Genomic DNA, 22,803 nt, shown 5'->3' with positions numbered 1-22,803 from the left:
CAACGGAAAGCGCGTCCTAGCCTGGACGCTCAAAACGGGATGCACTTTCCGGATGGCGGGCCTAGCGGAAAGCGTATCCCGGAATCAGGTCTCGGAACGGGTCGTGCTTTCCGGTTGAGTCCTTCAGCGGAAACCGCATCCCGGAATAAACGCTCAAGCTGGGATGCACTTTCCAAGTGAGCGGTTAACGGAAAGCGCATCCCATTCTGAGCGCCAAATCCGGGACACAGTTTCCGTATGCGGAGGCGCTCCAAACAAAAGGCCCCGACTCGCGATGGAGCCGGGGCCAAAGGCGCAGCGTATGTAGTTGATGCTGAGCGCGAACTGCCCGTCAGCAATGCCGTCCGCGCTCTACCCTACCCGCGGTGACGAGCGCGGCTGTAGGGCGTATCCACCATGGGCAGATCCGGACGCAGCTTGCCGTCAAATGCGCGATAGGCGTTCTGTACGGCGGGCGCCGTGGGGATCGTTGCGATCTCGCCAATGCCCTTGCCGCCATATGCCACGGGCAGCAGCTCGTCCTTCTCCACGTAAATGGCGTGGATATCCGGGATCTCGGGCGCACGGAACAACCCGAGCGTGCCGTACCTTGCCTGGGGTACGCAGTCCTTGAGCGGCCAGTCCTCGGTAAGCGCATAGCCCATACCCATGAGCACGCCGCCTTCGATCTGACCCTGGATGGAGATGGGGTTGACCACCTTGCCGGAATCGTGCGCAGCATAGACCTCGCTCACGCGGCCGTCATCATCCAGAATGACCACATGCGTGGCAAAGCCGTAGCAGATGTGGCTCTTGGGGTTGGAAACGTCGGCGCCCAGCTTGTCGGTCGGCTCCAGGTACACGTAGCCAAACTCGCAGCCCTCGAGCGCCTTGATGGCGGCAGCGGGATCTTGGGGATGCATACCCTGGCCGGCGACGAGTTCCTGTGTGTGCAGCTGATAGGCGCGACCGTCGTCGTACTCGATCTTGACGCCGTCGCCATGCGCGCTCACGGGAGCATCGGGCGCAGGCTTGCCAGCCTCGATGCCAACCATAGCATCGCGCAGCAGGAAGGCGGCACCGCGCACGGCCTCGCCGGTCACAACCGTCTGACGCGAGCCAGACGTGGTGCCGGAGTCGGGGGCGTTCTCGGTAGAGCACTCGCCGTTGGCGATGCAGCGAAGCGGCAAGCCACATGCCTCGGCAACGTCCTGCAAAAAGACGGTATTGCAACCCTGGCCGATGTCGGACGTGGCGGCATAGACCGTAGCCACGCCGTTCTCGACGCGAATCTTGCAGCGGCCGGCATCGGGCAGACCCACGCCCACGCCGGCGTTCTTCATGGCGCAGGCAATACCGGCGTGTCCGGGATGCGCGTAGTAGGCATCCTTGACCTCGAGCAGCGTCTCCTTAAGCGCCGTGGAGCAATCGGCAATCTGGCCGTTGGGCAAAACCTCGCCCGGCTCGATAGCGTTACGGTAGCGGATCTCCCACGGATCCAGGCCGACCTTCTCGGCCAGCAGGTCGACCAGGCTCTCGAGCGCAAACTCGGACTGGCACACGCCAAAGCCGCGGTACGCGCCGGCGGGCGGGTTGTTGGTGTAGTAGCCAAAACCGCGAATGTCGGTGTTCTGGTACTTGTAGGGGCCGACGGCATGCGTGCAGGCGCGCTCGAGCACCGGGCCGCACAGCGACGCGTAGGCGCCGGTATCAAAGTTAATCTCGCAATCCAGGCCGGTAAAGTTGCCCTCGGCGTCGCAACCCAGCGTAAAGGTGCCGTCCATGGCATGACGCTTGGGATGGAAGGCAAGCGACTCGGCACGCGTGAGCTTGCACTTCACGGGACGCTGGAACTTATATGCGGCGAGCGCGGCCAGGTGCTGGATGGACACGTCCTCCTTGCCGCCAAAGCCACCGCCCACGAGCATGGTCTCGACGACCACGCGCTCGGGCTCGTTGTCCCAGCCAAACATGTGGGCGCACTCTTTGCGCGTATCGTAGGCGCCCTGGTCGGTCGACTGCACCTTGACGCCGTTCTTGTACGGGAAGGCGACGGCGCACTCGGGCTCCAAGAAGGCATGCTCAGTAAAGGGCGTGGTAAAGCGCTGCGTCACGGTGAACGCGCTCTCCGCCAGTGCCTTGGCGGCGTCGCCACGCGTCACGTGACGGCTCTGGCATACATTGTCCTTGAGCTCCACCGTGTTGCCAAAGGCAAAGAAGCTGTCGTGCAGGCGCGGGGCGTCGGTGGCCTTGGCCTCGGCGATGTTGCGCACGGGCTCCAGCGGCTCGTAATCGATCTTTACGAGCTTCTTGGCCTTCTCGAGCGTCGCCTCGTCCTCGGCAACCACCAGCACGATGGCGTCACCCACGCAGCGGGTGATATCGCCCTGGGCGATCATGACGTCCCAGTCCTGGATAAGGTGGCCGACCTGGTTGACCGGCACGTCCTCGGCGCGCAGGATGCCCACCACGCCGGGCAGGGCCTCGGCCTTGGAGGTATCGATGGAGAGCACACGGGCGCGCGGATACTTGGAGCGCACGGCGCTGGCGTAGGTCAGACCCGGCTGATCGAGCTCGTCGATGTCGTCGGGATACTTGCCCTCGCCGAGCACCTTCTTGCGCACGTCGATACGGAAGGCGCGCTTGCCCACGCCGTAGTCGTCGCCGCGCTCCAGATCATCGTCGATTTGCTTTTCGCCACGGAGCACCGCAGCGGCCAGCGAGATGCCCTCGATAATCTTTTTGTAGCCGGTGCAACGGCAGACGTTGCCGCGGATGGCGTACTTGATCTGCTCCTCGGTGGGCTCGGGATCCTCGGCGATAAGCGCTGCACCCGCCATGACCATGCCGGGGATGCAAAAGCCGCACTGCACGGCGCCCACGGCGCCAAAGGCGTACACAAAGGCCTCGCGCACGTCCTCGGGCAGGCCCTCGACGGTCACGATGTTGCGGCCAGCGGCAAGCGCGGTGGTCAGCACGCAGGCCTTGACGGCCGCACCGTCCACATGGATGGTGCAGGTACCGCAGGCGCCCTCGGAGCAGCCATCCTTGGCGGAGTGAATGTGCAGGTCGTCGCGCAGGTAGCGGAGCAGCGGCTTGTTCTGAGTCGTCGTGCGCTCGACGCCGTTAACGGTAAAAGTGAATTCCTGTGCCATGGTGATTCCCTTCTACACGCCGGCGGCGATGCCGGTGCGGTCGTGAATGGCGCCATGCGGGCACACGACGGCGCACATACCACACGACAGGCAGTCGGCGCCGTCGATGTGGGCGCAGTTGTCCTCGATGCGGATTGCGCCGGCAGGGCACTTTTTGGCGCACATGCCGCAACCGATGCAGCTCGTGTCGCAGATCTTGCGGGCGATAGCGCCCTTATCGGTGTTGTTGCAGCGCACCAGGATGTTCTGGTAGCCGGGAACGAAGGCAATCACGCGCTGCGGGCATGCCATGCCGCACAGGCCACAGCCCGTGCACTTTGAGCGGTCCACGCGGGCGATGCCATCGACCAGCGCAATGGCGCCGTGGGGGCAGGCCGTGACGCAGGCGCCACAGCCAATGCAGCCTTCGCTGCAGCGGGCGTCGCCGCCTGCGGAGGCGCAACCGCTTCCGCAGGCGACGTAGGCCACGTTATGTTGAATGGATTTGGCCATAAGAGACTCGCCTATTTCTTAAGAAGGTACGAATAGTTGTCGCGCACGGCCCTGATGGTCAGGCGGACGGCCTCGGGAAGGCCGGTGTTGACGGCATCGACCGAGACGGTGCGGACCGTATCGGCGACGCGGACCTTAAAGTGGTCCTCGTCCACGGCCAGGAAGCCCTCGTTCTCGGAGTTCTCCATGTCCTGCTCGCTCCAGAACAGGGTGAGCTTGTCCTTGTAGGGACGACCCTCCTGGTAAGGGCAGAACACGGCGCAGTTGCCGCACTCGTTGCACATGCCGTCGACATGGACGACCTGATGCTTGGCCAGGCCCGGCACCTTAATTGCCACGTTGGCGCGGTTGGGGCACACGTCGCAGCAGACCTCGCACACCGAGCCGCAGCCCAGGCAGCGGGTCTTGGTGCAGTTGCGCTTGTCGCGGCACAGCGACCCCTTGCGCTCGTAGCAGGTGTCCTCGCGGCCGGCCTTCTCGTTGCAGTCGGCGTACTTGTTAAAGTCCACGCCGGCGATAGCGCGTGCGACTTCGGCGGCGTCGGCAATAGCCTCGACCACGGTGGCCGGACCGCGACGGCAATCGCCTGCAGCCCAGACGCCCTCGACGCCGGTGGAGGTGGCGGCAAGACGGCCGCGACGGTCGTGCTCGACGCCCGCGGCATCGTACAGGCTGGCATCGATGCCCTCGCCCACGGCGCAGATCACCGTGGTGGCGGAAAGCTCGACGGTCTCGCCCGTGGCGACGGGGCTGCGACGGCCGCTTGCATCCGGCTCGCCGAGCTCCATAACGTCGCAGGTCAGCACGGAGCCGTTGAGCGCCTTGGGCGCCAGCAGCTCGCAGAACTCAACGCCGTCGGCAAGAGCAAGATCGAGCTCTTCCTCGTCGGCGGGCATCTGCTTCTTGGTGCGGCGATACACCAGGCGCACGTTCTTCACGCCAGCAAGGCGCTTGGCCACGCGGGCCGCGTCCATGGCGGTGTTGCCGGCGCCAATGACCACGACATCCTCACCCAGCTCGAGTTTCTCGCCCTTCTTGGCGGCCTCGAGGAACTCCAGCACATCGAGCTCGGCACCCTCGCCCAGGCCCGCAGAGCCGGGCATCCAGGCACCGGTGGCCACGACCACGTCGGTAAAGCCCTGGGCCTTGAGCTCGTCAATGGAATCAACGCGAGCGTTGAGCTGCACCTTGGCGCCAAAGGCCAGGCAAAGCTCGGCGTCGTGGGAGATATCGTCGCTCGCGATACGGAACTCGGGAATCACGTGACGGACCACGCCGCCGAGAGAGTCGCGGGCCTCGAAGATGGTGACGGGCACGCCGGCACGCGTCAGGAAGAATGCCGTCGCCAGGCCGGCCGGGCCGCCACCGATAACGGCAACGTTGCGCTCGCCGTCGTTGGCGATGGCCTGAGCACGCAGCTTGGGCAGCACGGCGGTCATGGCCTCGCGGGCGGCCTTGAGCTTGCTGGCGCGAATCTGGGCGCCCTCGGGCTCGTAGAACGCACGCTCGCAGGCACGGCCGCAGGGATGTGGGCAGATGGTGCCGGTAATGAACGGCAGGGCGTTGCGCTCGATGATAATGTTGAGCGCGTCCTCGTAGCGGCCCTCGTCAACAGCCGCCAGATAGGCGGGAATATCCTGCTGAATGGGGCAGCTCGTGCGGCACGGCGTGGTAAAGCAGTCGGAAAGCGGGCTCTTGCCGGCGACCTTGCGGTCGGGCAGCGGGCGCAGCGGCTTCTTGTAGAGCGGGTTGGTGAGCGAATCGGTCTGGATCGCGGTCACTGCCTCGAGCGAGACGCCCGCGAACGGCTTGCCGTCCAGATCGCCAAACTCGCCGGCCATCTGGCTAAAACGCTCGTAGCCACCGGGCTTGAGCACGTCGGTCGCCAGGGTAACGGGCCAAATGCCGGCATCGTACAGGGCGCGGATGTTGTAGACCGTGGCACCGCCGGAGTAGCTGATGCGCAGCTTGCCATCGAACTGCTCGGTAATACGACGGGCAGCCTCGATGGTCAGCGAGAACAGCGAACGGCCCGACATGTACATCTCGGTGGAAGGCAGCTCGTTCCTCGTCACGTCGACGGGGAACGTGTTGGTGAGCTTGACGCCAAACTCCAGGCCGCGCTCGGCGCACAGGGCAATCAGGCGCTCGAACATGGGCACGGCGTCGACCCACTGTAAGTCCTCGCGGAAGTGCGTGTCATCGAAGACGATGTAGTCAAAGCCCAGCTCGTTCAGACGCTGGCGGGCAAACTCATAGCCCAGCAGCGTGGGGTTGCACTTGATGTAGGTGTTGAGGCCCTTCTCGGTGATCAGATAGGTCGCGATGCGCTCGATCTCGGCCGGCGGGCAGCCATGCAGCGTGGACTCGGTGATGGAGTTGGACACGCGCGCCGGAATGGACTCGACAAACGCGGCGTCGACATGCTCAAACTTGTCCAGGTTGGCGAGCGCCCATGCGCGGCACTCGTTCCAGACGTCGGAGCCGCTGGCGTCCTTCATGCCCTCGATGTAGGCGTCGACCTTGGGGCTCTTAATACCCTCGAGGTCATAGCCCACGGACATGTTAAAGACAAAACCGTCCGGGCTGCCCAGACCGTACTCGCGAGCGATCAGGTGGCAGGCAAACCATGCCTTCACGTACTCGGCAAAGGCCTGCGGAACCTCGAGCTCGGTCGACCACTCGCAGTTGTAGCACTCGTCTTGTGCCACGATGCAGGGTTTGTTCACACACTTGGAGAGCTCCTCGCCGTCCATAACCTGAACGGTCTTGAGCTCAAAGAAGCGGGAACCGGCCACATAAGAGGCCACGATGTTCTGGGCCAGCTGCGTATTGGGGCCGGCGGCCGGGCCAAACGGAGTCTCGATGCGCTCGTCAAAAATGGGAAGCGCGCCCTCCTGGTTGGTCGTGACCATCTTGCGCACGCCAAAGATGGCGTCCTGGGTCTTGTGCTCCTCGATGATCCAGTTCATCAGCTGCGAAAACGGGATCGGCCTCATGATGTCGCTCATAATGAGCTCCTCTCTGTAACGCCCGGCGAGACCGCGCGGCGGACGCAAATACGGTGTAGCGCCAGCACAGCGCCGGCGACCCCGCGGAGGCCGCCTATACGCGCGTCGGATGCGGCGAAACATCCGACGCGCGCGAATCTACTTGTGAATTAGTAGGTGCGATCGTTGAGCGTGCTCCAGAGCTTCTTGGACTCGGCCATGGTCCACGCGTTAATCTTTTCCTCATCGATGCCAACGAACTCGCGATCCTTGTACAGGACGCGGCCGTTGATGATGGTGGTGCGGCAGTTTTTGCCCATCATGCCAAAGAGCATGTGGCCGTCGATGTTCTCCTCACTCAGCGGCGTAAAGGGCTTGTAGTCCATGACGATGACGTCGGCGGCAGCGCCGGGCTCAAGCACACCGAGCTTGCGATCGAAGTACTTGCTCGCCATCTTGGCGTTATTCTCGAACAGCATGGTCATGGCCTCGCACCAGCCCACGTTGGGCATAGCGGCGTTGTGGCGCTGAATGATCAGGAAGACCTTGAGGCTCTCGAGCATATCGTGGGTGTAGGCGTCGGTGCCCATGCACACGGGAATGCCGCGGCGGAAGAACTCGAGCACGGGGGCGCAGCCCACGGCGTTGCCCATATTGGATTCGGGGTTGTTGACCAGCCAGGTGCCGGACTCCTTGACGATATCCATCTCGGCAGGCGTCACGTGGATGCAGTGGCCCAGCATGGTGTCGGGACCCAGCAGGTTGTGCTGCAGCAGGCGCTCGACGGGGCTGATGCCGCCGCGGTTGAGGCGGGAGTCCCACACATCGTTCATGCCCTCGCACACGTGGATGTGGAAGCCGGTCAGGCCATTGTTGGCCTCGGCCATCTTATCCATGGTCTCGTCCGACAGCGTAAAGGTGGCGTGACCGCCAAACATGGCGGCGATCATGTGATTGTCGTTATCGCGACGCTCCTTGGCGGCCCACTGGGCAAACTCGGCGTTCTCGGCAATAGCCTGGTCGCACTTTTCCTGACCACGGCGGTCGGAAACCTCGTAGCACAGGCACGAACGCATGCCCAGCTCCTGAGCGGCGTCCTTAATGGTAAAGAGGCTGCCCGGAATCTCGCAGAAGCTCGCATGGTGATCGAAGATCGTGGTAACGCCGTCGCGGATGGAATCCAGAATCGTGGCATAGGCGCTGGCCTTGGTGCCGTCGAGCGTCAGGTTGTCGTCAATCTTCCACCACTGCTGCTCAAGATTCTCCAGGAAGTTGGTGGGGTTGCAGCCCTTAATGGCAAGGCCGCGGGCCAGACCCGAGTAGATGTGGGTGTGGCAGTTGATGAGTCCGGGCATGATGAGGTTGCCCTGGGCGTCGACGTACTCGGCATCCGGGTACTTGGCCTTGAGCTCGCGCTCGGGGCCCACTTCGACGATCGTATCTCCGTCAATAGCGACTGCACCGTTGGGAATGAACGGAGTCTGAGCGTTGCGGGTAAAGACGGAACCGTTAGCGACCAGAAGCATAAATGCTCCCTTCAACATCAGAGGCGGGGTTTGACACCTCTGACATGGCGGAAGTGCGAAGCGCCGGCCTACACCGGAAACGGGCCCTCTCCCGTCAACGCTTCACCAAAGGGACAAGCCCTTTGAAGTGCGGCTTGGCGCCGCATGGCGCCGGCGGACGAGGCGATGCATCCGCCGGCGAATAGCACCGAATTGGTTACTTCTTGCTCTCGGGCAGGACCAGATCAACAGCGGCATCCTTGGCGGCATCGATGTGCTGAGCCACGACCGGCGTCTGCGGAAGGATCAGGTTGAGCACGATGGCCATGATGGCGGTGGGGGTTACGGCGTTGGAGCCGATGACGGTGGACACCCAGGTGGGCATGCCCTCGCCGGCAAGGCAACCGCTGGCCATCCAGATACCCAAGCCAAAGACAACGGAGGTGCCGACGATGGTGGTGGTGCGCTGCGTGAGGCCCTCGCGGGTGAACATGCGCACACCGTTCATGGTGATGGTGCCAAAGACGCCGACGGTCGCGCCGCCGATGACGGGCTGCGGGATAGCGGAAAGGACGGCAGAGAGCTGCGGGAACAGACCGGCGATGGCAAAGACGGCCGCGATGATCACAAAGACCCACTTGTTGACGACCTTGTTGGAGCAGATGATGCCCACGTTCTGGCCAAGGGCGCTGGTGGGAAGACCGCCCAGCAGGCCGCCGACCATAGAGGTGAGGCCCTGGGACACGATAGCGCCGGAGAGCTCGCGCTCGGTGGGCATACGGTCGATGGAGCCCAGGCAGGCGGCGGAGACGTCACCGATAACCTGGATGGCAACCATGGGGAACACGACGGCGAGGGTAATGCAGACCTCGGGATCAAACTCGAGCGCGTAGGGCATGAGCTTGGGAAGGGCGAAGACCTGAGCGGTGGCGACGCTGGAGAAGTCGATCATGCCAAAGGGGATCGAAACGATCATGCCAACGATCATGCCAAAGAACACGGATCCCAGCTTGAGCGTGCCCTTGCCAAAGTTGGCGAGCGCAAAGACCACGGCGAAGGTGATAAGAGCGACGCACCAGGCCTGCGGGGTGCCCCACAGCGGCGTACCCATACCGCCGGCCATATACTTGACAGCCGTGGGATAGAGAGAGACGCCAATGGAGAAGATGACCGTACCGGTCACGACGGGCGGGAATAGCCACTTAATCTTGCTGTAAGCCAGACCAAAGAGGACCGCGACGGCGCCGCCGACGATCTCGCCGCCCAGCAGCGCACCAAAGCTAAAGCCCGAGGCACCCATGGCCTGGAGGGCCGGGAGGAACGCGAACGAAACGCCCATGACGATGGGCAGGCCGCCGCCGATGCGACGGAAGGGAGCGAAGGCCTGAAGGGCCGTGTCGATTGCCGAAAGAATGAGCGCGACCTGGATGATGTCGGTGCTCTGCTGGCTATTAAAGCCGTAGACGCCGGCCATGATGACAGCCGGGGTGATGATACCGGCAAACGAAGCCAGTACGTGCTGAAGGGCACACGGGATCATTTCCTTAACGGGAGGCATGCCTTCACGAGTGAACAGGGCTTCAGTGCCGTTCTTAACCGTCTCCTGGGTCATTTGACCACCAATCCTCGAAATAGTTGTTTTCGCATCTAACGCTCTATTGTGACGCAGTGCGGGGTTGAGGTTGTGCCTTCGTTGCATATCGTATTAAAGATGATTCTCATTCTCAATAATAATTTTTTGTTATCAGACTATTCTTGAGCTGAGACAATGCATTTCCGCAGGTCAAGAAAGTGTCTGGTCAAAATAACATCTAACTTTTCTTTTGGTCGACCGTTTACCGCTAAATTCCTACCGCTCGTCCGTATTACGCAATGTACCTGCGAATATGTGAATCAATAGACACCGTGTTACCATGAGAAAAAATTGTTATGAACATTTCCGATTTCACCCCAAGGAGTTGCCCGTGAACGAGACCGTACGTCGCTTTTTGCCGATGGTCGATTTCCTGGAGCAGGTACTCGGTAAGAACAGCGAGATCGTCCTGCACGATTTCTCGGATCCCGACCACGCCATCGTCGATATCCGCAACGGTATCGTGAGCGGCCGCAAGGTCGGCGGTCCCGCCACCGATCTGGCGCTCAAGATTATGCACGACCCCAAGTATCGCGATCTGCCGTTTATTACGGGCTATGAAGGGCGCGGCGCCGGTGGCAAGACGTTGGAGTCCGCGACGTACTTTATCCGCGAGGACAACGAGATCGTCGGCATGCTCTGCGTCAACACCGATCTTTCCACGGTACGCTCCATCAACGCCATGGCGCAGCAGCTCATGGCCTGCTTCGACGCTGTGCCAAGGCAGGCAGAGCCCGCGTCTATCGAGGTCGAAAGTCTTTCGGAGTCTACGCAGGAGCTCATCGACCGCAGTATTGCCGAGCTGCTGAGCGCGCGCGGGCTGGATGTAGCGTCACTTGGCCAGAGCGACCGCGTGGACGTCATTCGCCACCTCAACGGCAACGGGGTGTTCATGCTCAAGGGCGCCGTGGCCTGCGCCGCCACCGCGCTGGGCATCTCGGAGCCCAGCGTCTACCGCTACCTGCAAAAAGTCCGCAAGGAGGGCTAGCGAGCAAAATGGAGCGCGGGCAGTCTTTTTGGGACGGGGCTATTTTAGCTACCCTCCCTCTGCCCGCGATTTCGATGAGCCGCAAGTAAAAGCAATCCTGCATATTGGGGTAGCTAAAATAGCCCCGTCCCAAAAAGACTGCCCTTGGTGGCTCCACAAGTGACCCATCGCTTGACAAAGGACCCTGCAGCTCGCACTGCAGGGTCCTTTTGCATGTCATGTTTAGCTGTTGCCAACGCCTTAGAGAGCGGCGACGACCTCGATCTCGACCAGGCCGCCAGCCGGAAGAGCGGCAACCTGGAAAGCGCTGCGCGCGGGGAACGGGGCCTCGAACTTGGAGGCATAAATCTCGTTCACGGCAGCGAAGTCGGCAATGTCGGCCAGGTAGACCGTGGTCTTGACGACATCGGCAAAGGTGGCGCCGGCAGCGGTCAGCAGGGCCTCAACGTTAGCAAGGGACTGCTTAGCCTGGGCCTCGACGCCCTCGGGCATCTTGCCAGTTGCGGGGTCGATGCCCAGCTGGCCGGACAGGAACACCATGTTGCCGGTCTGGATACCGGGGGAATACGGGCCGATGGCTGCAGGTGCGTTATCGGAAGACACGACGGTCTTGCTCATGTTTTTCTCCTTACGATCAGATAGAGAGCGTGAGCGCGGCGTTCGCACCGGGAGGCACAATTCGGTCTGAACACCGCGCTTGATTTGGGATAGTACTCAAGGTTTCCGCGCGATGCAAGATTATTATCACGTTGCGAGAATATTTTATCGCCCAACGGTGCCTGTCGGCCGCTGAACGGCACGACCGGACGGTGAAGCTCAAAATGATCCGTTTCCCTCTGTCCCCTATGGATCGCCTGATCCGATGGGGACGGAGGGAAACGGATCATTTTTACTGCAAGGGCTGCTGAAGACTTTATCCTGCTTGGGCCACAGGGCTCGTCCGCCGCAACTGCACCACTATACTTTTGAGTATCTGAGCATTTTGAAAGGCAGGATATGACCGCAACCGCCAGTCGAACCACCAACCGCAGGCCCGAGCTTTTGGCACCCGCCGGAGGCCCGGAGCCCTTTGCCGCCGCGCTCGCCGCCGGGGCAGACGCCATCTACTGTGGCATGGGCAGCTTCAACGCCCGCCGCAAGGCAACGAACTTTACCGACGAGGCCTTTGAGCAGGCCTGCCGCGCCGCGCACCTGGCCGGCTCGCGCGTCTACGTCACGGTCAACATCGTCATCAAGGAATCCGAGATGAGCGATGCGCTGCAGCTCATCCATCGTTGCTCCACGCTGGGCGCCGACGCCTTTATTATCCAGGACTGGGGCCTGTTCTTTGAGGTCAAGCGCACCATGCCCGGCATCGAGACGCATATCTCGACCCAGGCGAACATCCACGATGACCGTGGGACTATCTGGTGTCGCGAGCAGGGCGCCGACCGCGTGACCCTCTCGCGCGAGCTTTCCATCGACGAGATCGCCGCCATTCACAATGCCGCGCCCGACGTTGACCTGGAGGTTTTTAGCCACGGCGCCATCTGCTTTTGCTACTCGGGCCTGTGCCTGCTGTCGAGCTTTGCCATGGCGGGCCGCTCGGCCAACCGCGGCATGTGCGCCCAGCCCTGTCGCCTGCCTTACGAGCTGATCGACGAGAACGGTCGCGCGCTCTCCCCTGCCGGTCGCGAGCGCGCGCTGTGCCCGCGCGACACCAACACGTCGCAGCTTGTTCGCCGTCTGTATGACGCCGGCGCCGCGTCGCTCAAGCTCGAGGGCCGCATGAAGGCCCCCGATTACGTGTATTCCATCGTCGACGTGTATCGTCATCAGATTGATGACATGTTGGCCAATGTTTCGACCTCTAAGGATGAAGAGGCCGCCCGCCAGCGCCAGCTCAAGCGCTGCTTTAACCGTGACTTTACGCACGCCTATCAGGACGGCACCTCGGGCGACGAGATGATGAGCTACGAGCGCTCCAACAACCGCGGCCAGATTGTGGGCACGGTGCTCGGTAGCCGCCTGGCCAACCGCGATGTGCGCGGCCTCAAGCCTGACGACCGCCGTCGTCGCGCTGCCATCGCCAGCGTTGAGCTGTTTGAGCCCGTGGGCAAGGGCGACCTGCTGGAGCTTCGCCACGACGATGAGTTCGACCAGTTCCTGACCACCATCGCCGCCGATGATGCCGCCGCGGGCGACATCATCGAATGCCGTGTGCCCCGCAGCATGCCCGAGGGCTGCCGCGTGCGCGTCATCCGCAGCCAGCGCGCTATCGACGCCGCCGGCGCCGCGCTCAAACGCGACGTGCTGCGCCGCCGCGCCGTAGACGTGTCCGTCGTGGCGCGTCTGGGCGAGCCGTTTACCGTTACGCTCACCTGCTGCGACGACCCCGCGCTCACCGCCACCGCCACCGGCTTTACCGTCGAGGCCGCCAAGACTCGCGCCGTCGAGGCGGCCGATCTGGTGGAGCACGTCGGGCGTATGGGCTCCTCGCCCTTTGAGGCTGCGAACTTTGATGTGGCGCTCGATGAGGGCTGCGGCATGGGCTTTTCCGCCGTGCACAAGGTGCGCGCCGCCGCTTGTAAGGCGCTGGAGGAGGCCATTCTGGCACCCTACGAGGAGCGCGCCCGTACGCTAGAGCTGCCGGCGATTGTCACCAGTAATTCCCGCCCCGCGCCCGAGCATTACCGCGATGAGCCGCAAATCTGCGCCACTGTCACCTCGCTCGAGGCCGCCGAGGCAGCGCGCGTGGAGGGTGCAACGCGCATCTACATGACCACCGACGCGCTCGATGCGGCCGGGCTCTCCCCCGCCGATGCGTTTGAGCAGGGCATCGTGCCCGTACTCGACGAGGTCTGCCGCGCCGTCGACCACGAGCGCGTCGATTCGTGGATACAGGCTGGGGCCACCATCGCTGTCGGTAACATCTCTGAGCTTGCCCTGGCCGCCCAGGTTGGCGCCACGGCCGAAATTCGATCCTGCCTGCCCGTGCACAACACGCCTTGCATGGAGGCACTCGCCGAGCGCGGGGCCGGCGCTTTTTGGCTCTCGCCCGAGATTACGCTCGACGAGATTATCTCGCTTGGCACCTCCGCGCCCGCAGCCCTGGGCATCACCGTTTTCGGCCGCCCGCGCGTTATGACGAGCGAGCACTGCATCCTGCAGGTTGCCAACGGTTGTATCCACGATTGCGCCAATTGCCGCCTGCGCGCCCGCAAGCTGTCGCTCAAGAATATCGATGGCAAGGTCATGCCCGTGCGTACCGATATCCACGGCCGCTCGCGCTTGTACGACGCCTACCCCATCGACCTCACACCGCAAGTTCCGCAGCTGCTCGATGCCGGCGTGCGTCGTCTCATGGTCGACGGAACCTTGCTCGAGGCCGATGATGTTGGCCGTGCCGTCGCTCGTGTCCGCCGCGCCATTGAGGCCGCGCAGGCAGGTCGCAAGCCCGCTGCCCGCCTGCGCGGCGCGACCTCGGGCTGCATGTTTGTGGGAATTAGCTAACCGAAAGGCTTACACGTGAACGAAGAACCTCAAGTCCTCTACTGCGACGCCTGGCTCATGGCCATCGATAAGCCCGCCGGCATGATCGTCCACGGTGACGGCACCGGTGAGCGCACACTTACCGACTACGCCAGCGACCTGCTGTTGGCCATGGGCGACGGCTTTGCCGCGACCGACATGCAACCGCTCAACCGCCTGGACCGCAACACTACCGGCGTGGTGTTGTTCTCGCTCGACAAGCAGACACAACCCGCTTTTGACCAGATGGTGATCGACCACGCATTCGAAAAGCACTATCTGGCGCTGGCCGAGGGCAAGATCGACTGGAACGAGAAGCTCATCGACAAGCCCATCGCCCGCGACCGCCACGATAGCCGCAAGATGCGCGTTGGCGCCAGCGGCAAGCCGTCTCAGACGCGCGTCAAGGTGCTCAAGCGCCTTAAGAGCCGTCGTGGCCTGCCCACGCGCTCGTATATCGATGTCGAGCTGCTCACCGGCCGCAAGCACCAAATCCGTGTGCATCTGGCGAGCGAGCGTCATCCCCTGGTAGGCGACGAGCTGTACGGCACGCCACGTCCTTGTGGCCTCATGCTCCATGCCCACAGCGTGTCCTTTACGCATCCCGTAACCGGCGAGCACATCCACATCGAAGCTCCCTGCCCCTGGGAGCCCTAAACCACCACAATGGGGACAGGCACCTTTGTGGTGGTTTTGCCGCAATGGCCCAGCCACAGTCCCAAAACGTCTCGATCTGTAACAGTTAGAACCCATTTTCCGGTCTATTTGTTATAGATCGAGACATTCGAATCCCTCTCAAGGAAAAATCTCAATCTGTAACAATAACTCGGCAAAATCGGTCCCAGATGTTACAGATTGAGACAAAGGGACGGCGCGGCTCGGAAGTATCTCGATCTGTAACACCTAGCCCACTTTTAACGGTCCAGTTGTTACAGACTTAGACAAAACCGGTAGACAACGAAAGCGGCAACGTCCGTGATGGACGTTGCCGCTTTTCTATTGAGAAAACTACTCGGTTTCCGTTGCTAACCACCACAATGGGGACAGGCCCCTTTGTGGTGGTTTTGGCCTTAGCCCGTCCCCTGCTGTTAGACCGTGATGACGTTGTCCATTGCCCGGTACTTGGCGGGGACCTCGCCCGCGGTAATAATCGTTGCGTCGCGGAAGTCCGCGAACTTGACGGGCGCCACCATGCCAAATTTGCTGGCGTCCGAGATTACGAAGCGTTTGGCCGTATGGCGCATCGAGATACGCTTTACTTGCGCTTCCTCGATATCGGGCGCCGTGAAGCCCTGCTCGGCGGCAATGCCGTTAGAACCCCAAAAGCCACAATTGAAGTTGTAGCGGTCTAGGGTTGCCAAAGCATCGGGGCCAACGAGTGCCTCGGTCTCGGGCTTGAGCTCGCCACCCAACACCACGGTGCGCATGCCGCGCAAAGCGAGGTGCTGAGCATGGATCACAGAATCGGTCACATAGGTGACATCTTCAAGGTGTGGAAGATGCTCGATGAGTTTGAGCGTCGTCGAGCCCGAGTCGATGTATACAAAGCTCTCGGGCTCCACAAGCGCCGCCGCATGGGCGCAGATACGCTCCTTGTCGTCGTTATGGAGGTCGCTGCGCTCATTGAGCGTTAGGTCGCGCGTCACGTGTGCGCGCTCAAGACTCGTCGCTCCGCCGTGGACCTTGGCGATGCGGTGTGCTCGATCGAGCGTCTGCAGGTCGCGCCGAATGGTAGACGCCGTCACGCCCAGGGCCTCGGCAAGCTCTGGCACAGTAACCGAGCCAGCCTGCTGCACCATCGACACGATCGCGTTGAGCCTATCTTCCGCTAGCATCGCTTACTCCTCCTCGGGGTACACGACTCCCCAATCGGCGCGGAGCTTGGTCATAAGCTCCATAACATCAGAAGCATAATCCAGCAGCTCGCGCTTGGAGTCGTCGCCGGCAACGGCATTCTCAAGATCGGCCATCTCGTAGCAAAGGGCGTAAGCTTCGGTGCCGGCGTGGACCTCCTCGCGGTGGCCGTCCGCAGTCCACACGATGGTCGCGTGATCGGCACGCGGATACTCGTTGACCTCGATATAGCACTTGTCAAAGCTGATGACCGAGCGCTTGGGCTGCTTGGAGTGAAGCGTAAGGCTCACAACACCCAGCTGCTGCTCGGCATTACGGCAGACGATGCCGCCCGCAACGTCGACACCGGTCTCACAGGTGTTGCCCAGCGATACGACCTCAGCGGGCTGGCGTGCCATAAAGAGGCGCATAACGGACAGGGCATAGACGCCAATGTCGAGCATGGCACCGCCAGCAAGGTTGCGGTTATAGAAGCGGTTGGTCAGATCGCCGTACTCCTTATAGCTGCCAAAGTTGAGTTGGGCGAGGTTCATGCGGCCAAATTCGCCGGCATCCATGCGGCGGCGCAGCTCCTGATACAGGGGCATGTGGAGCACCGTAGTGGCGTCCATAAGGACCACGTTATGCTCGTCGGCAATGGCACGTGCCTCGTCGAGCTCGGCGGAGTTGAGGGTAATGGCCTTCTCGCAGAGCACGTGCTTGCCAGCTGCCAGAGCGGCGCGAAGATAGGTGATATGCGTGTTATGCGGGGTGGTGATATAGATCGCGTCGATGTTCGGATCGGCATAGAGGTCCTCGACCGATTCATAGACCTTTTCGATGCCATACTGATCGGCAAAAGCTTGAGCCTTGGATAGGGTGCGGTTAGCGACGCCCGCAAGCTTGCGGCCGGCAAGAGCAAGAGACTGGGCCATCTGGTTGGCGATTACGCCGCACCCGATCACAGCCCAACGAAGCTCGGGAGCCGTAAAGATGTCGTTAGGGAACGGCTTGCCCTGGACCGAAGCGAACGCTGCCTTTGCGGCTGCCGCAGAGTCGAGTGGAGCCTGCTTGGAATCTGCCATATGTGCCTCCTGCGTCGTGAAAAGTCTTTTATTTCAGACAGCTCTATATTCGCACAAATGCGCGCGTATATGCACGTATATGCGTATTTAGGTGCTTAACGGTCATCATATAGCCATAATTTGCACATGTTTGCGCGGTTACACGCAATGTCACGCAATGACATGCGCGTAAATGCGCATGCAACGATCCTTGTGAAACATAAAGGGACGGAACACCAAAGCCCTAAAAGACAGAGTAGGTCGTTTTACTCCACACCTATAGAAGCATCAGGCATCAAAGGACCGTACCAAACTGCCGGCACATAGGGACGTTCCCAACGACCACTCATTTAAGTCTGTCCCCAATGACTGCCAAACAACGACCACTCATTTAAGCCTGTCCCCAATAAGTACCCAATGAGTAGGGATCAAAAAAGGCCCGGGTGCCGTGGCATCCGGGCCTTTGCTAGCAACTTGATGTTGCGGGCAGCTTAGAACTTGTGGCCGCACTTCTTGCAGACGCGCAGCTTGTTCTTGCCGTCCTTCTCGTGACCGACGCGGGTAACCTTACCGCACTCGGGGCAGACGAGATTGACGTTGGAGGCGTCGATGGGAGCCTCCTGCGAAACGATGCCGCCCTGCTGGTTGGCAGCGTTGGGCTTGACGGCCTTCTTGACGACCGAAACGCCCTCGACAACGACCTTGTTCTCGGCGGGGAGAGCACGCAGGATAACGCCCTGCTTGCCGCGATCCTTACCAGAGAGAACCTGGACCTTATCGCCCTTCTTGATATACATATATCTCCCCTAACTACAGGGTCTCGGGAGCGAGCGAGACGATCTTCATGTACTTCTTGTCACGAAGCTCGCGAGCGACGGGCCCGAAGATACGGGTGCCGACGGGCGAACCATCGTTGTTGATGACAACGCAGGCGTTCTCATCAAAGCGAATGTAGGAGCCATCCTTGCGGCGGATCTCCTTAACGGTGCGAACGACGACGCAACGGACAACGTCCTTCTTCTTGACGTTGGCGCCAGGGGTAGCCTCCTGGACAGCACCGATGAACACATCGCCGATGCCTGCATAACGACGCTTGGAACCGCCAAGCACCTTGATGCAGCGAATCTTGCGAGCGCCGGAGTTGTCGGCGACGTTCAGCATGGTTTGCATCTGAATCATGGTAGATGTTCCTCCGAACTAAGAACCGAAGAGAGGTGCGCAGCCTTTATACGGCCTGTGGTATGCAAGCCAGGCATACGCACATCTTCGGAAACGTACAAGTCGTATGAGCGACTGCTTATTTAGCGCGCTCGACGACCTCGATGAGGCGCCAACGCTTCATCTTGGACATAGGACGGGTCTCCATAACGCGGACGGTGTCGCCCACGCCAGCCGTGCACTCCTCGTCGTGAGCGTGCAGCTTCTTGGAGCTGGTCATCATCTTGCCGTACTTAGGGTGACGCTTGCGCTCGGTGATGGTGACAACGATGGTCTTGGCACCGGAGACGGAGGTAACGACACCCGTACGGACCTTACGCGAGTTACGCGAATCAGTCATGTTCTCTCCTTAGGTCCTACTCGGCGACAGCGGACTTCTCCGCTGCGATCTCGCGGGCGCGCTGCTCCGTGAGGACGCGAGCGATGTCCTTCTTCACGGTGTTGACGCGAGCGGTGTTGTCCAGCTGGCTGGTGGCCATCTGGAAACGAAGGTTAAAGAGCTCGGCGCGCATTTCCTTCAGCTTCTCAACGAGCTGAGCGTCCGAGAGCTCACGAATCTCTGCGGGCTTCATTAGTTCTCCTCCTTGGCGGCGGCGGCGTCCTCAGCAGCCCACTTGGCCTCGAGAGCGGCCTCCTCAGCCATCTCCTTCTCGATGCGCTGCTCAGCGTTCTTGGCAGCAACAATCTTGGTCTTGATGGGAAGCTTGTGCTGTGCAAGACGCAGAGCCTCGCGAGCGACCTCCTCGGGCACGCCCTTGACCTCGAACATGATGCGGCCGGGCTTGACGACGGCCACCCACTCCTCGGGGTTACCCTTACCAGAACCCATGCGAGTCTCGGCAGGCTTCTTGGTGATGGGCTTATCGGGGAAGATCGTGATGTAGACACGACCGCCACGCTTCATGTAGCGAGTCATGGCAATACGAGCGGCCTCGATCTGACGGTTGGTGATCCAATGGGCCTCGAGAGCCTGGATACCAAACTCGCCGAAATGCAGCTCGGTATTACCCTTGGCCTGGCCCTTCATGGAGCCACGCTGCACCTTGCGGTGAAGAATACGCTTAGGGGCAAGCACTACTGACCCCTCCTCTCGGAGTTACGACGACGAGGACGGGAAGAGCCCTCGAGTGCAGGGTTGGGAACAGGCTGGCCCGGGAGCTTCTCGCCCAGGTAGATCCAGACCTTCACGCCGCAAGCGCCCATGGTGGTGCTGGCGACAGCCGTGCCGTAGTCGATCTTGGCACGGAGGGTGTGCAGAGGCACGCGACCCTCACGGTACCACTCACGACGACCCATCTCGGCACCGCCGAGACGACCGGAGCACTGGATACGGATGCCCTTGGCGCCGGCCTTGCGGGCGGACTGGACAGCCTTGCGCATAGCGCGACGGAAGGCAACGCGGCCCTCGAGCTGCTCGGCGATAGACTGAGCAACGAGGTTGGCGTCGAGCTCGGGGCGCTTGATCTCGACAACGTCGACGGAGAGCTGGCCCTTGGAGACGCCAGCAACCTTCTCGAGCTCGGTGCGGAGGGTATCGATCTCGGCACCCTTCTTACCGATGACAACGCCGGGGCGAGCGGTGAGGATGATGACCTTCACCTTGTCGCCAGCGCGCTCGATCTCGACGCGGGAGACAGCTGCGCGGGAAAGACGCTTCTCGAGGTACTTGCGGATCTCGAGATCGTTACCGAGGGTCTTAGCGTAATCCTTCTCTGCGAACCAGCGGGAGCGCCAGTTCTCGGTGATGCCAAGACGGAAGCCGGTGGGGTAGACTTTCTGACCCATACAGCTTTACGCCTCCTTTCGAGGAGCAACGACGACGGTGATGTGGGAAGTACGCTTCAGAATGCGAGAAGCGGAACCCTTGGCGCGGGGACGGATGCGCTTAAGCGTCGGACCCTCGTCAACATAGGCAGCGGCGACAACCAGGTTGTCGGCACGCAGACCGTTGTTGTTCTCGGCGTTCGCAACGGCGGAACGGAGAACCTTCTCGACATCCACGGCGACAGCGCGGTCGCAGAAGTGGAGGATGTCGAAGGCCTGAGCGACAGGCTTGCGGCGGATCAGATCGACCACCAGGCGGGCCTTGCTGGGGGAAACACGCACGTACTTAGCGACGGCGCGAACCTCGGTGGCCTCAGTTTCAATAGACTTAGTTGCCATTTACGGTTAACCCCCTATTTGGCCTTGTGGCCACGGAACGTACGAGTCGGCGCGAACTCGCCGAGCTTGTGACCAACCATGGACTCGGTAACATACACGGGCACATGCTTGCGGCCGTCGTGGACGGCGATGGTGTGACCAACCATCTCGGGGAAGATGGTGGACGCGCGGGACCAGGTCTTCACGACGTCCTTCTTGCCAGCCTCGTTCATCGCGGTGATACGCGAGAGAAGGCGAGTCTCCACGAACGGGCCCTTTTTGAGACTTCTGCTCATAAGTGCTTTCTCCTAAAACTCGGTATCCGAAATTACTTCTTACGGCGACGAATGATGTGCTGGTTCGAGACCTTCTTCTTCTTGCGCGTACGAAGGCCCTTCGTCGGCTTACCCCAGGGAGTAACAGAGGGACGACCAGAGGTGTGGTTCTTGCCCTCGCCACCGCCGTGCGGGTGGTCGACAGGGTTCATGACGGTACCGCGGACGGTCGGGCGCACGTTCAAGTGACGCTTACGGCCGGCCTTGCCGATGACGATGTTGGCGTGATCGGCGTTGCCGACCTCACCGACGGTGGCGCGGCAGGTAACGAGGATGCGGCGCATCTCGGAGGAAGGCATACGGACGATGGCGTACTTGCCCTCCTTACCCATCAGCTGGCAGGAGTTACCGGCGGAACGGGCGATAGCAGCGCCCTTGCCCGGCTGGAACTCGACGGCGTGGATGAGCGTACCGACGGGGATGTCGGCGAGGGGCAGAGCGTTGCCCGGCTTGATGTCGGCGTCAGAACCGGACATGACGGTCTGACCGACCTCGAGGCCCTTGGGGGCCAGGATGTAGCGCTTCTCACCGTCAGCGTAGTGCAGCAGAGCGATGCGAGCGGAACGGTTCGGATCGTACTCGATCGTGGCAACCTTGGCGGGCACGCCGTCCTTGTTGCGCTTGAAGTCGATCACGCGGTAACGACGCTTCACGCCGCCGCCCTGGTGGCGGGTGGTGATGCGGCCGTTGTTGTTACGACCGGCCTTCTTGGGCAGGGGCTCGAGAAGAGACTTCTCGGGCTTGGTGCAGGTGATCTCGGAGAAATCGGAGATCGTCTGCCAACGCCTACCAGCGGAGGTCGGCTTAAGGTGCTTTACAGCCATTACAATCCCTTTCAATAGGAATCCGTTAGCCATCGCAGACAGGGATTCGAGGTTCTGCCTCGGGTGCGATGACACCGGACGTATACACGGTTCCGGGCGTGTCCATTTTATACGCCCAAAACCTCGAGCTCTCGCCTCCCCTATTTGGGAGGCATGAGCTCACTCAACAGCAGCGAGTCTTAGGCCTGGTTGCCAAAGACCTCGATGGTGTCGCCCTCGGCCAGCGTGACGATGGCCTTCTTCCAAGAACGGGTCTTGCCGGCGACATAGCGCACGCGCTTGGTCTTGGGCTTGACCGTCAGGGTGTTCACGCGAACGACCTTGACGCCGAAGATCTCCTCGACAGCGTCCTTGATCTGATACTTGTTAGCATCCTTGGCGACCTCGAACGTGTACTTGTTCTGCTCCATGCCGGAGAAGGAACGCTCGGACACGATCGGACGGATGATGATCTCGTGGGCGGTCATTTATGCAAGCACCTCCCCGAAGTGAGCGGCGATGTCGGCGGGCATCAGCACAGCGTTGTTGTTGACGAGATCGTAGGTGTTGGCCTCGTCGGCGGTGATGATGAACGTCTTGGGAATGTTGCGGAACGACAGGTAGGCGTTGACGTCCTCATCGCGAACGATGATGGTCAGACGCTTGCCCTCAAGGCCGAGAGCCTTGAGCATGGCAACGGCAGCCTTGGTGGAAGGCTTCTCGAAGCCGTAGTCGTCGACGAGCACGAGCTCGCCATCGGCCAGCTTGGCGGACAGCGCGGAGCGCATAGCCAGCTTGACCTCCTTGTTGTTCATACGCTTAGCATAGGAACGGGGCTTGGGGGCGAAGACAACGCCACCGTGACGCCACTGGGCAGCACGGATGGAACCCTGGCGGGCACGGCCGGTGCCCTTCTGACGCCAAGGCTTCTTGCCGCCACCGGAAACCTCAGAGCGGCCCTTAGCGGACTGGGTGCCCTGACGCCAAGAGGCCATCTGGCACTTGACGATGTGGTGCATAACGTGGATGTTCGGCTCGATGCCGTACACCTCAGCGGCGAGCTCGGCCTCGGCGACCTTCTTGCCCTCGCTGTTCTTTACTTCAAACTTTGCCATTTAAGTGTTCTCCTTGGTATGACGCTGGGCTAAATGGGCTG

At 61.4% G+C, this 22,803-nt stretch carries 21 protein-coding genes and 1 pseudogene; 3 read left to right on the top strand and 19 right to left on the bottom strand.

Annotated features, from left to right (window positions below; all coding sequences use genetic code 11):
* Positions 1 to 356: 356 nt before the first annotated feature.
* From xdh to NBH09_RS00645, 5 genes are all read right to left on the bottom strand, one after another.
* Positions 357 to 3,134 carry a selenium-dependent xanthine dehydrogenase gene (gene xdh, locus NBH09_RS00665; protein ID WP_250786770.1) on the bottom strand — a complete coding sequence of 926 codons (2,778 nt, stop codon included), beginning with the start codon at positions 3,132 to 3,134 and terminating at the stop codon, positions 357 to 359.
* Between the two features lie 12 nt (positions 3,135 to 3,146).
* Positions 3,147 to 3,626, bottom strand: a complete 480-nt coding sequence (locus NBH09_RS00660) for a 4Fe-4S binding protein (protein ID WP_055252516.1) — start codon at positions 3,624 to 3,626, stop codon at positions 3,147 to 3,149.
* An 11-nt stretch (positions 3,627 to 3,637) separates the two neighbouring features.
* Positions 3,638 to 6,637, bottom strand: coding sequence for a putative selenate reductase subunit YgfK (ygfK, locus tag NBH09_RS00655; protein WP_250786769.1), 3,000 nt, complete (start codon positions 6,635 to 6,637; stop codon positions 3,638 to 3,640).
* A gap of 149 nt (positions 6,638 to 6,786) precedes the next feature.
* On the bottom strand, positions 6,787 to 8,142 hold the full coding sequence (ssnA, locus tag NBH09_RS00650) for a putative aminohydrolase SsnA (protein WP_250786768.1): 1,356 nt from the start codon (positions 8,140 to 8,142) through the stop codon (positions 6,787 to 6,789).
* 196 nt (positions 8,143 to 8,338) lie between these two features.
* Positions 8,339 to 9,733 (bottom strand): uracil-xanthine permease family protein, encoded by a 1,395-nt coding sequence (locus NBH09_RS00645; RefSeq protein WP_161144905.1) that lies wholly within the window; start codon positions 9,731 to 9,733, stop codon positions 8,339 to 8,341.
* 352 nt (positions 9,734 to 10,085) lie between these two features.
* Here NBH09_RS00645 and NBH09_RS00640 point away from each other — a divergent pair, with 352 nt between their 5' ends.
* Positions 10,086 to 10,742, top strand: a complete 657-nt coding sequence (locus NBH09_RS00640; RefSeq protein WP_250786767.1) for a helix-turn-helix transcriptional regulator — start codon at positions 10,086 to 10,088, stop codon at positions 10,740 to 10,742.
* 240 nt (positions 10,743 to 10,982) lie between these two features.
* On the opposite strand, the gene NBH09_RS00635 is transcribed toward NBH09_RS00640, so the two are convergent.
* Positions 10,983 to 11,360, bottom strand: coding sequence for a RidA family protein (locus tag NBH09_RS00635; RefSeq protein WP_035137477.1), 378 nt, complete (start codon positions 11,358 to 11,360; stop codon positions 10,983 to 10,985).
* A 378-nt stretch (positions 11,361 to 11,738) separates the two neighbouring features.
* Between NBH09_RS00635 and NBH09_RS00630 the strand changes: the two genes are divergently transcribed.
* Positions 11,739 to 14,234, top strand: a complete 2,496-nt coding sequence (locus NBH09_RS00630; RefSeq protein ID WP_250786766.1) for a U32 family peptidase — start codon at positions 11,739 to 11,741, stop codon at positions 14,232 to 14,234.
* 15 nt (positions 14,235 to 14,249) lie between these two features.
* Complete coding sequence (locus NBH09_RS00625; RefSeq protein ID WP_250786765.1) at positions 14,250 to 14,909, top strand: RluA family pseudouridine synthase; 660 nt, start codon at positions 14,250 to 14,252, stop codon at positions 14,907 to 14,909.
* 431 nt (positions 14,910 to 15,340) lie between these two features.
* On the opposite strand, the gene NBH09_RS00620 is transcribed toward NBH09_RS00625, so the two are convergent.
* The 13 genes and pseudogenes from NBH09_RS00620 to rplD all read right to left on the bottom strand — a co-directional run bounded on the left by NBH09_RS00620 (position 15,341) and on the right by rplD (position 22,762).
* A complete protein-coding gene (locus tag NBH09_RS00620) occupies positions 15,341 to 16,087 on the bottom strand; it encodes a DeoR/GlpR family DNA-binding transcription regulator (protein WP_250786764.1) in 747 nt (248 codons plus the stop codon).
* 3 nt (positions 16,088 to 16,090) lie between these two features.
* A complete protein-coding gene (locus tag NBH09_RS00615; RefSeq protein ID WP_250786763.1) occupies positions 16,091 to 17,170 on the bottom strand; it encodes a Gfo/Idh/MocA family protein in 1,080 nt (359 codons plus the stop codon).
* 470 nt (positions 17,171 to 17,640) lie between these two features.
* On the bottom strand, positions 17,641 to 17,946 hold the full coding sequence (gene rplX / locus NBH09_RS00610; RefSeq protein WP_099432059.1) for a 50S ribosomal protein L24: 306 nt from the start codon (positions 17,944 to 17,946) through the stop codon (positions 17,641 to 17,643).
* Between the two features lie 13 nt (positions 17,947 to 17,959).
* Entirely contained in the window at positions 17,960 to 18,328 is a 369-nt protein-coding gene (gene rplN / locus NBH09_RS00605) for a 50S ribosomal protein L14 (RefSeq protein WP_006235041.1), read from the bottom strand.
* A gap of 118 nt (positions 18,329 to 18,446) precedes the next feature.
* A complete protein-coding gene (gene rpsQ / locus NBH09_RS00600) occupies positions 18,447 to 18,707 on the bottom strand; it encodes a 30S ribosomal protein S17 (RefSeq protein WP_006235040.1) in 261 nt (86 codons plus the stop codon).
* A gap of 16 nt (positions 18,708 to 18,723) precedes the next feature.
* Positions 18,724 to 18,939: a 50S ribosomal protein L29 gene (gene rpmC, locus NBH09_RS00595; protein ID WP_006235039.1), complete on the bottom strand. Its 216-nt coding sequence runs from the start codon at positions 18,937 to 18,939 to the stop codon at positions 18,724 to 18,726.
* 86 nt (positions 18,940 to 19,025) lie between these two features.
* Positions 19,026 to 19,442: pseudogene (gene rplP / locus NBH09_RS00590) on the bottom strand (50S ribosomal protein L16); the annotation flags it as partial.
* Complete coding sequence (gene rpsC, locus NBH09_RS00585) at positions 19,442 to 20,152, bottom strand: 30S ribosomal protein S3 (RefSeq protein WP_006235037.1); 711 nt, start codon at positions 20,150 to 20,152, stop codon at positions 19,442 to 19,444. The pseudogene rplP and the gene rpsC, both read right to left, overlap by 1 nt.
* Before the next feature lie 6 nt (positions 20,153 to 20,158).
* The gene (rplV, locus tag NBH09_RS00580; RefSeq protein WP_006235036.1) at positions 20,159 to 20,530 is read right to left on the bottom strand and encodes a 50S ribosomal protein L22; all 372 of its coding nucleotides are present in this window, start codon (positions 20,528 to 20,530) and stop codon (positions 20,159 to 20,161) included.
* A 14-nt stretch (positions 20,531 to 20,544) separates the two neighbouring features.
* The gene (gene rpsS / locus NBH09_RS00575; protein ID WP_006235035.1) at positions 20,545 to 20,805 is read right to left on the bottom strand and encodes a 30S ribosomal protein S19; all 261 of its coding nucleotides are present in this window, start codon (positions 20,803 to 20,805) and stop codon (positions 20,545 to 20,547) included.
* 32 nt (positions 20,806 to 20,837) lie between these two features.
* Complete coding sequence (gene rplB, locus NBH09_RS00570; protein ID WP_250786762.1) at positions 20,838 to 21,668, bottom strand: 50S ribosomal protein L2; 831 nt, start codon at positions 21,666 to 21,668, stop codon at positions 20,838 to 20,840.
* A 179-nt stretch (positions 21,669 to 21,847) separates the two neighbouring features.
* Positions 21,848 to 22,135, bottom strand: coding sequence for a 50S ribosomal protein L23 (gene rplW / locus NBH09_RS00565; protein WP_006235033.1), 288 nt, complete (start codon positions 22,133 to 22,135; stop codon positions 21,848 to 21,850).
* The gene (rplD, locus tag NBH09_RS00560; RefSeq protein ID WP_006235032.1) at positions 22,136 to 22,762 is read right to left on the bottom strand and encodes a 50S ribosomal protein L4; all 627 of its coding nucleotides are present in this window, start codon (positions 22,760 to 22,762) and stop codon (positions 22,136 to 22,138) included. It abuts the gene before it with no gap.
* Positions 22,763 to 22,803 lie beyond the last annotated feature (41 nt).

The sequence above is a fragment of the Collinsella sp. BG-O-102 genome (assembly GCF_023656745.1).
In the GTDB taxonomy this organism is placed as follows: Bacteria; Actinomycetota; Coriobacteriia; order Coriobacteriales; family Coriobacteriaceae; genus Collinsella.
This window is presented reverse-complemented; position numbering and strand designations above follow the sequence as displayed.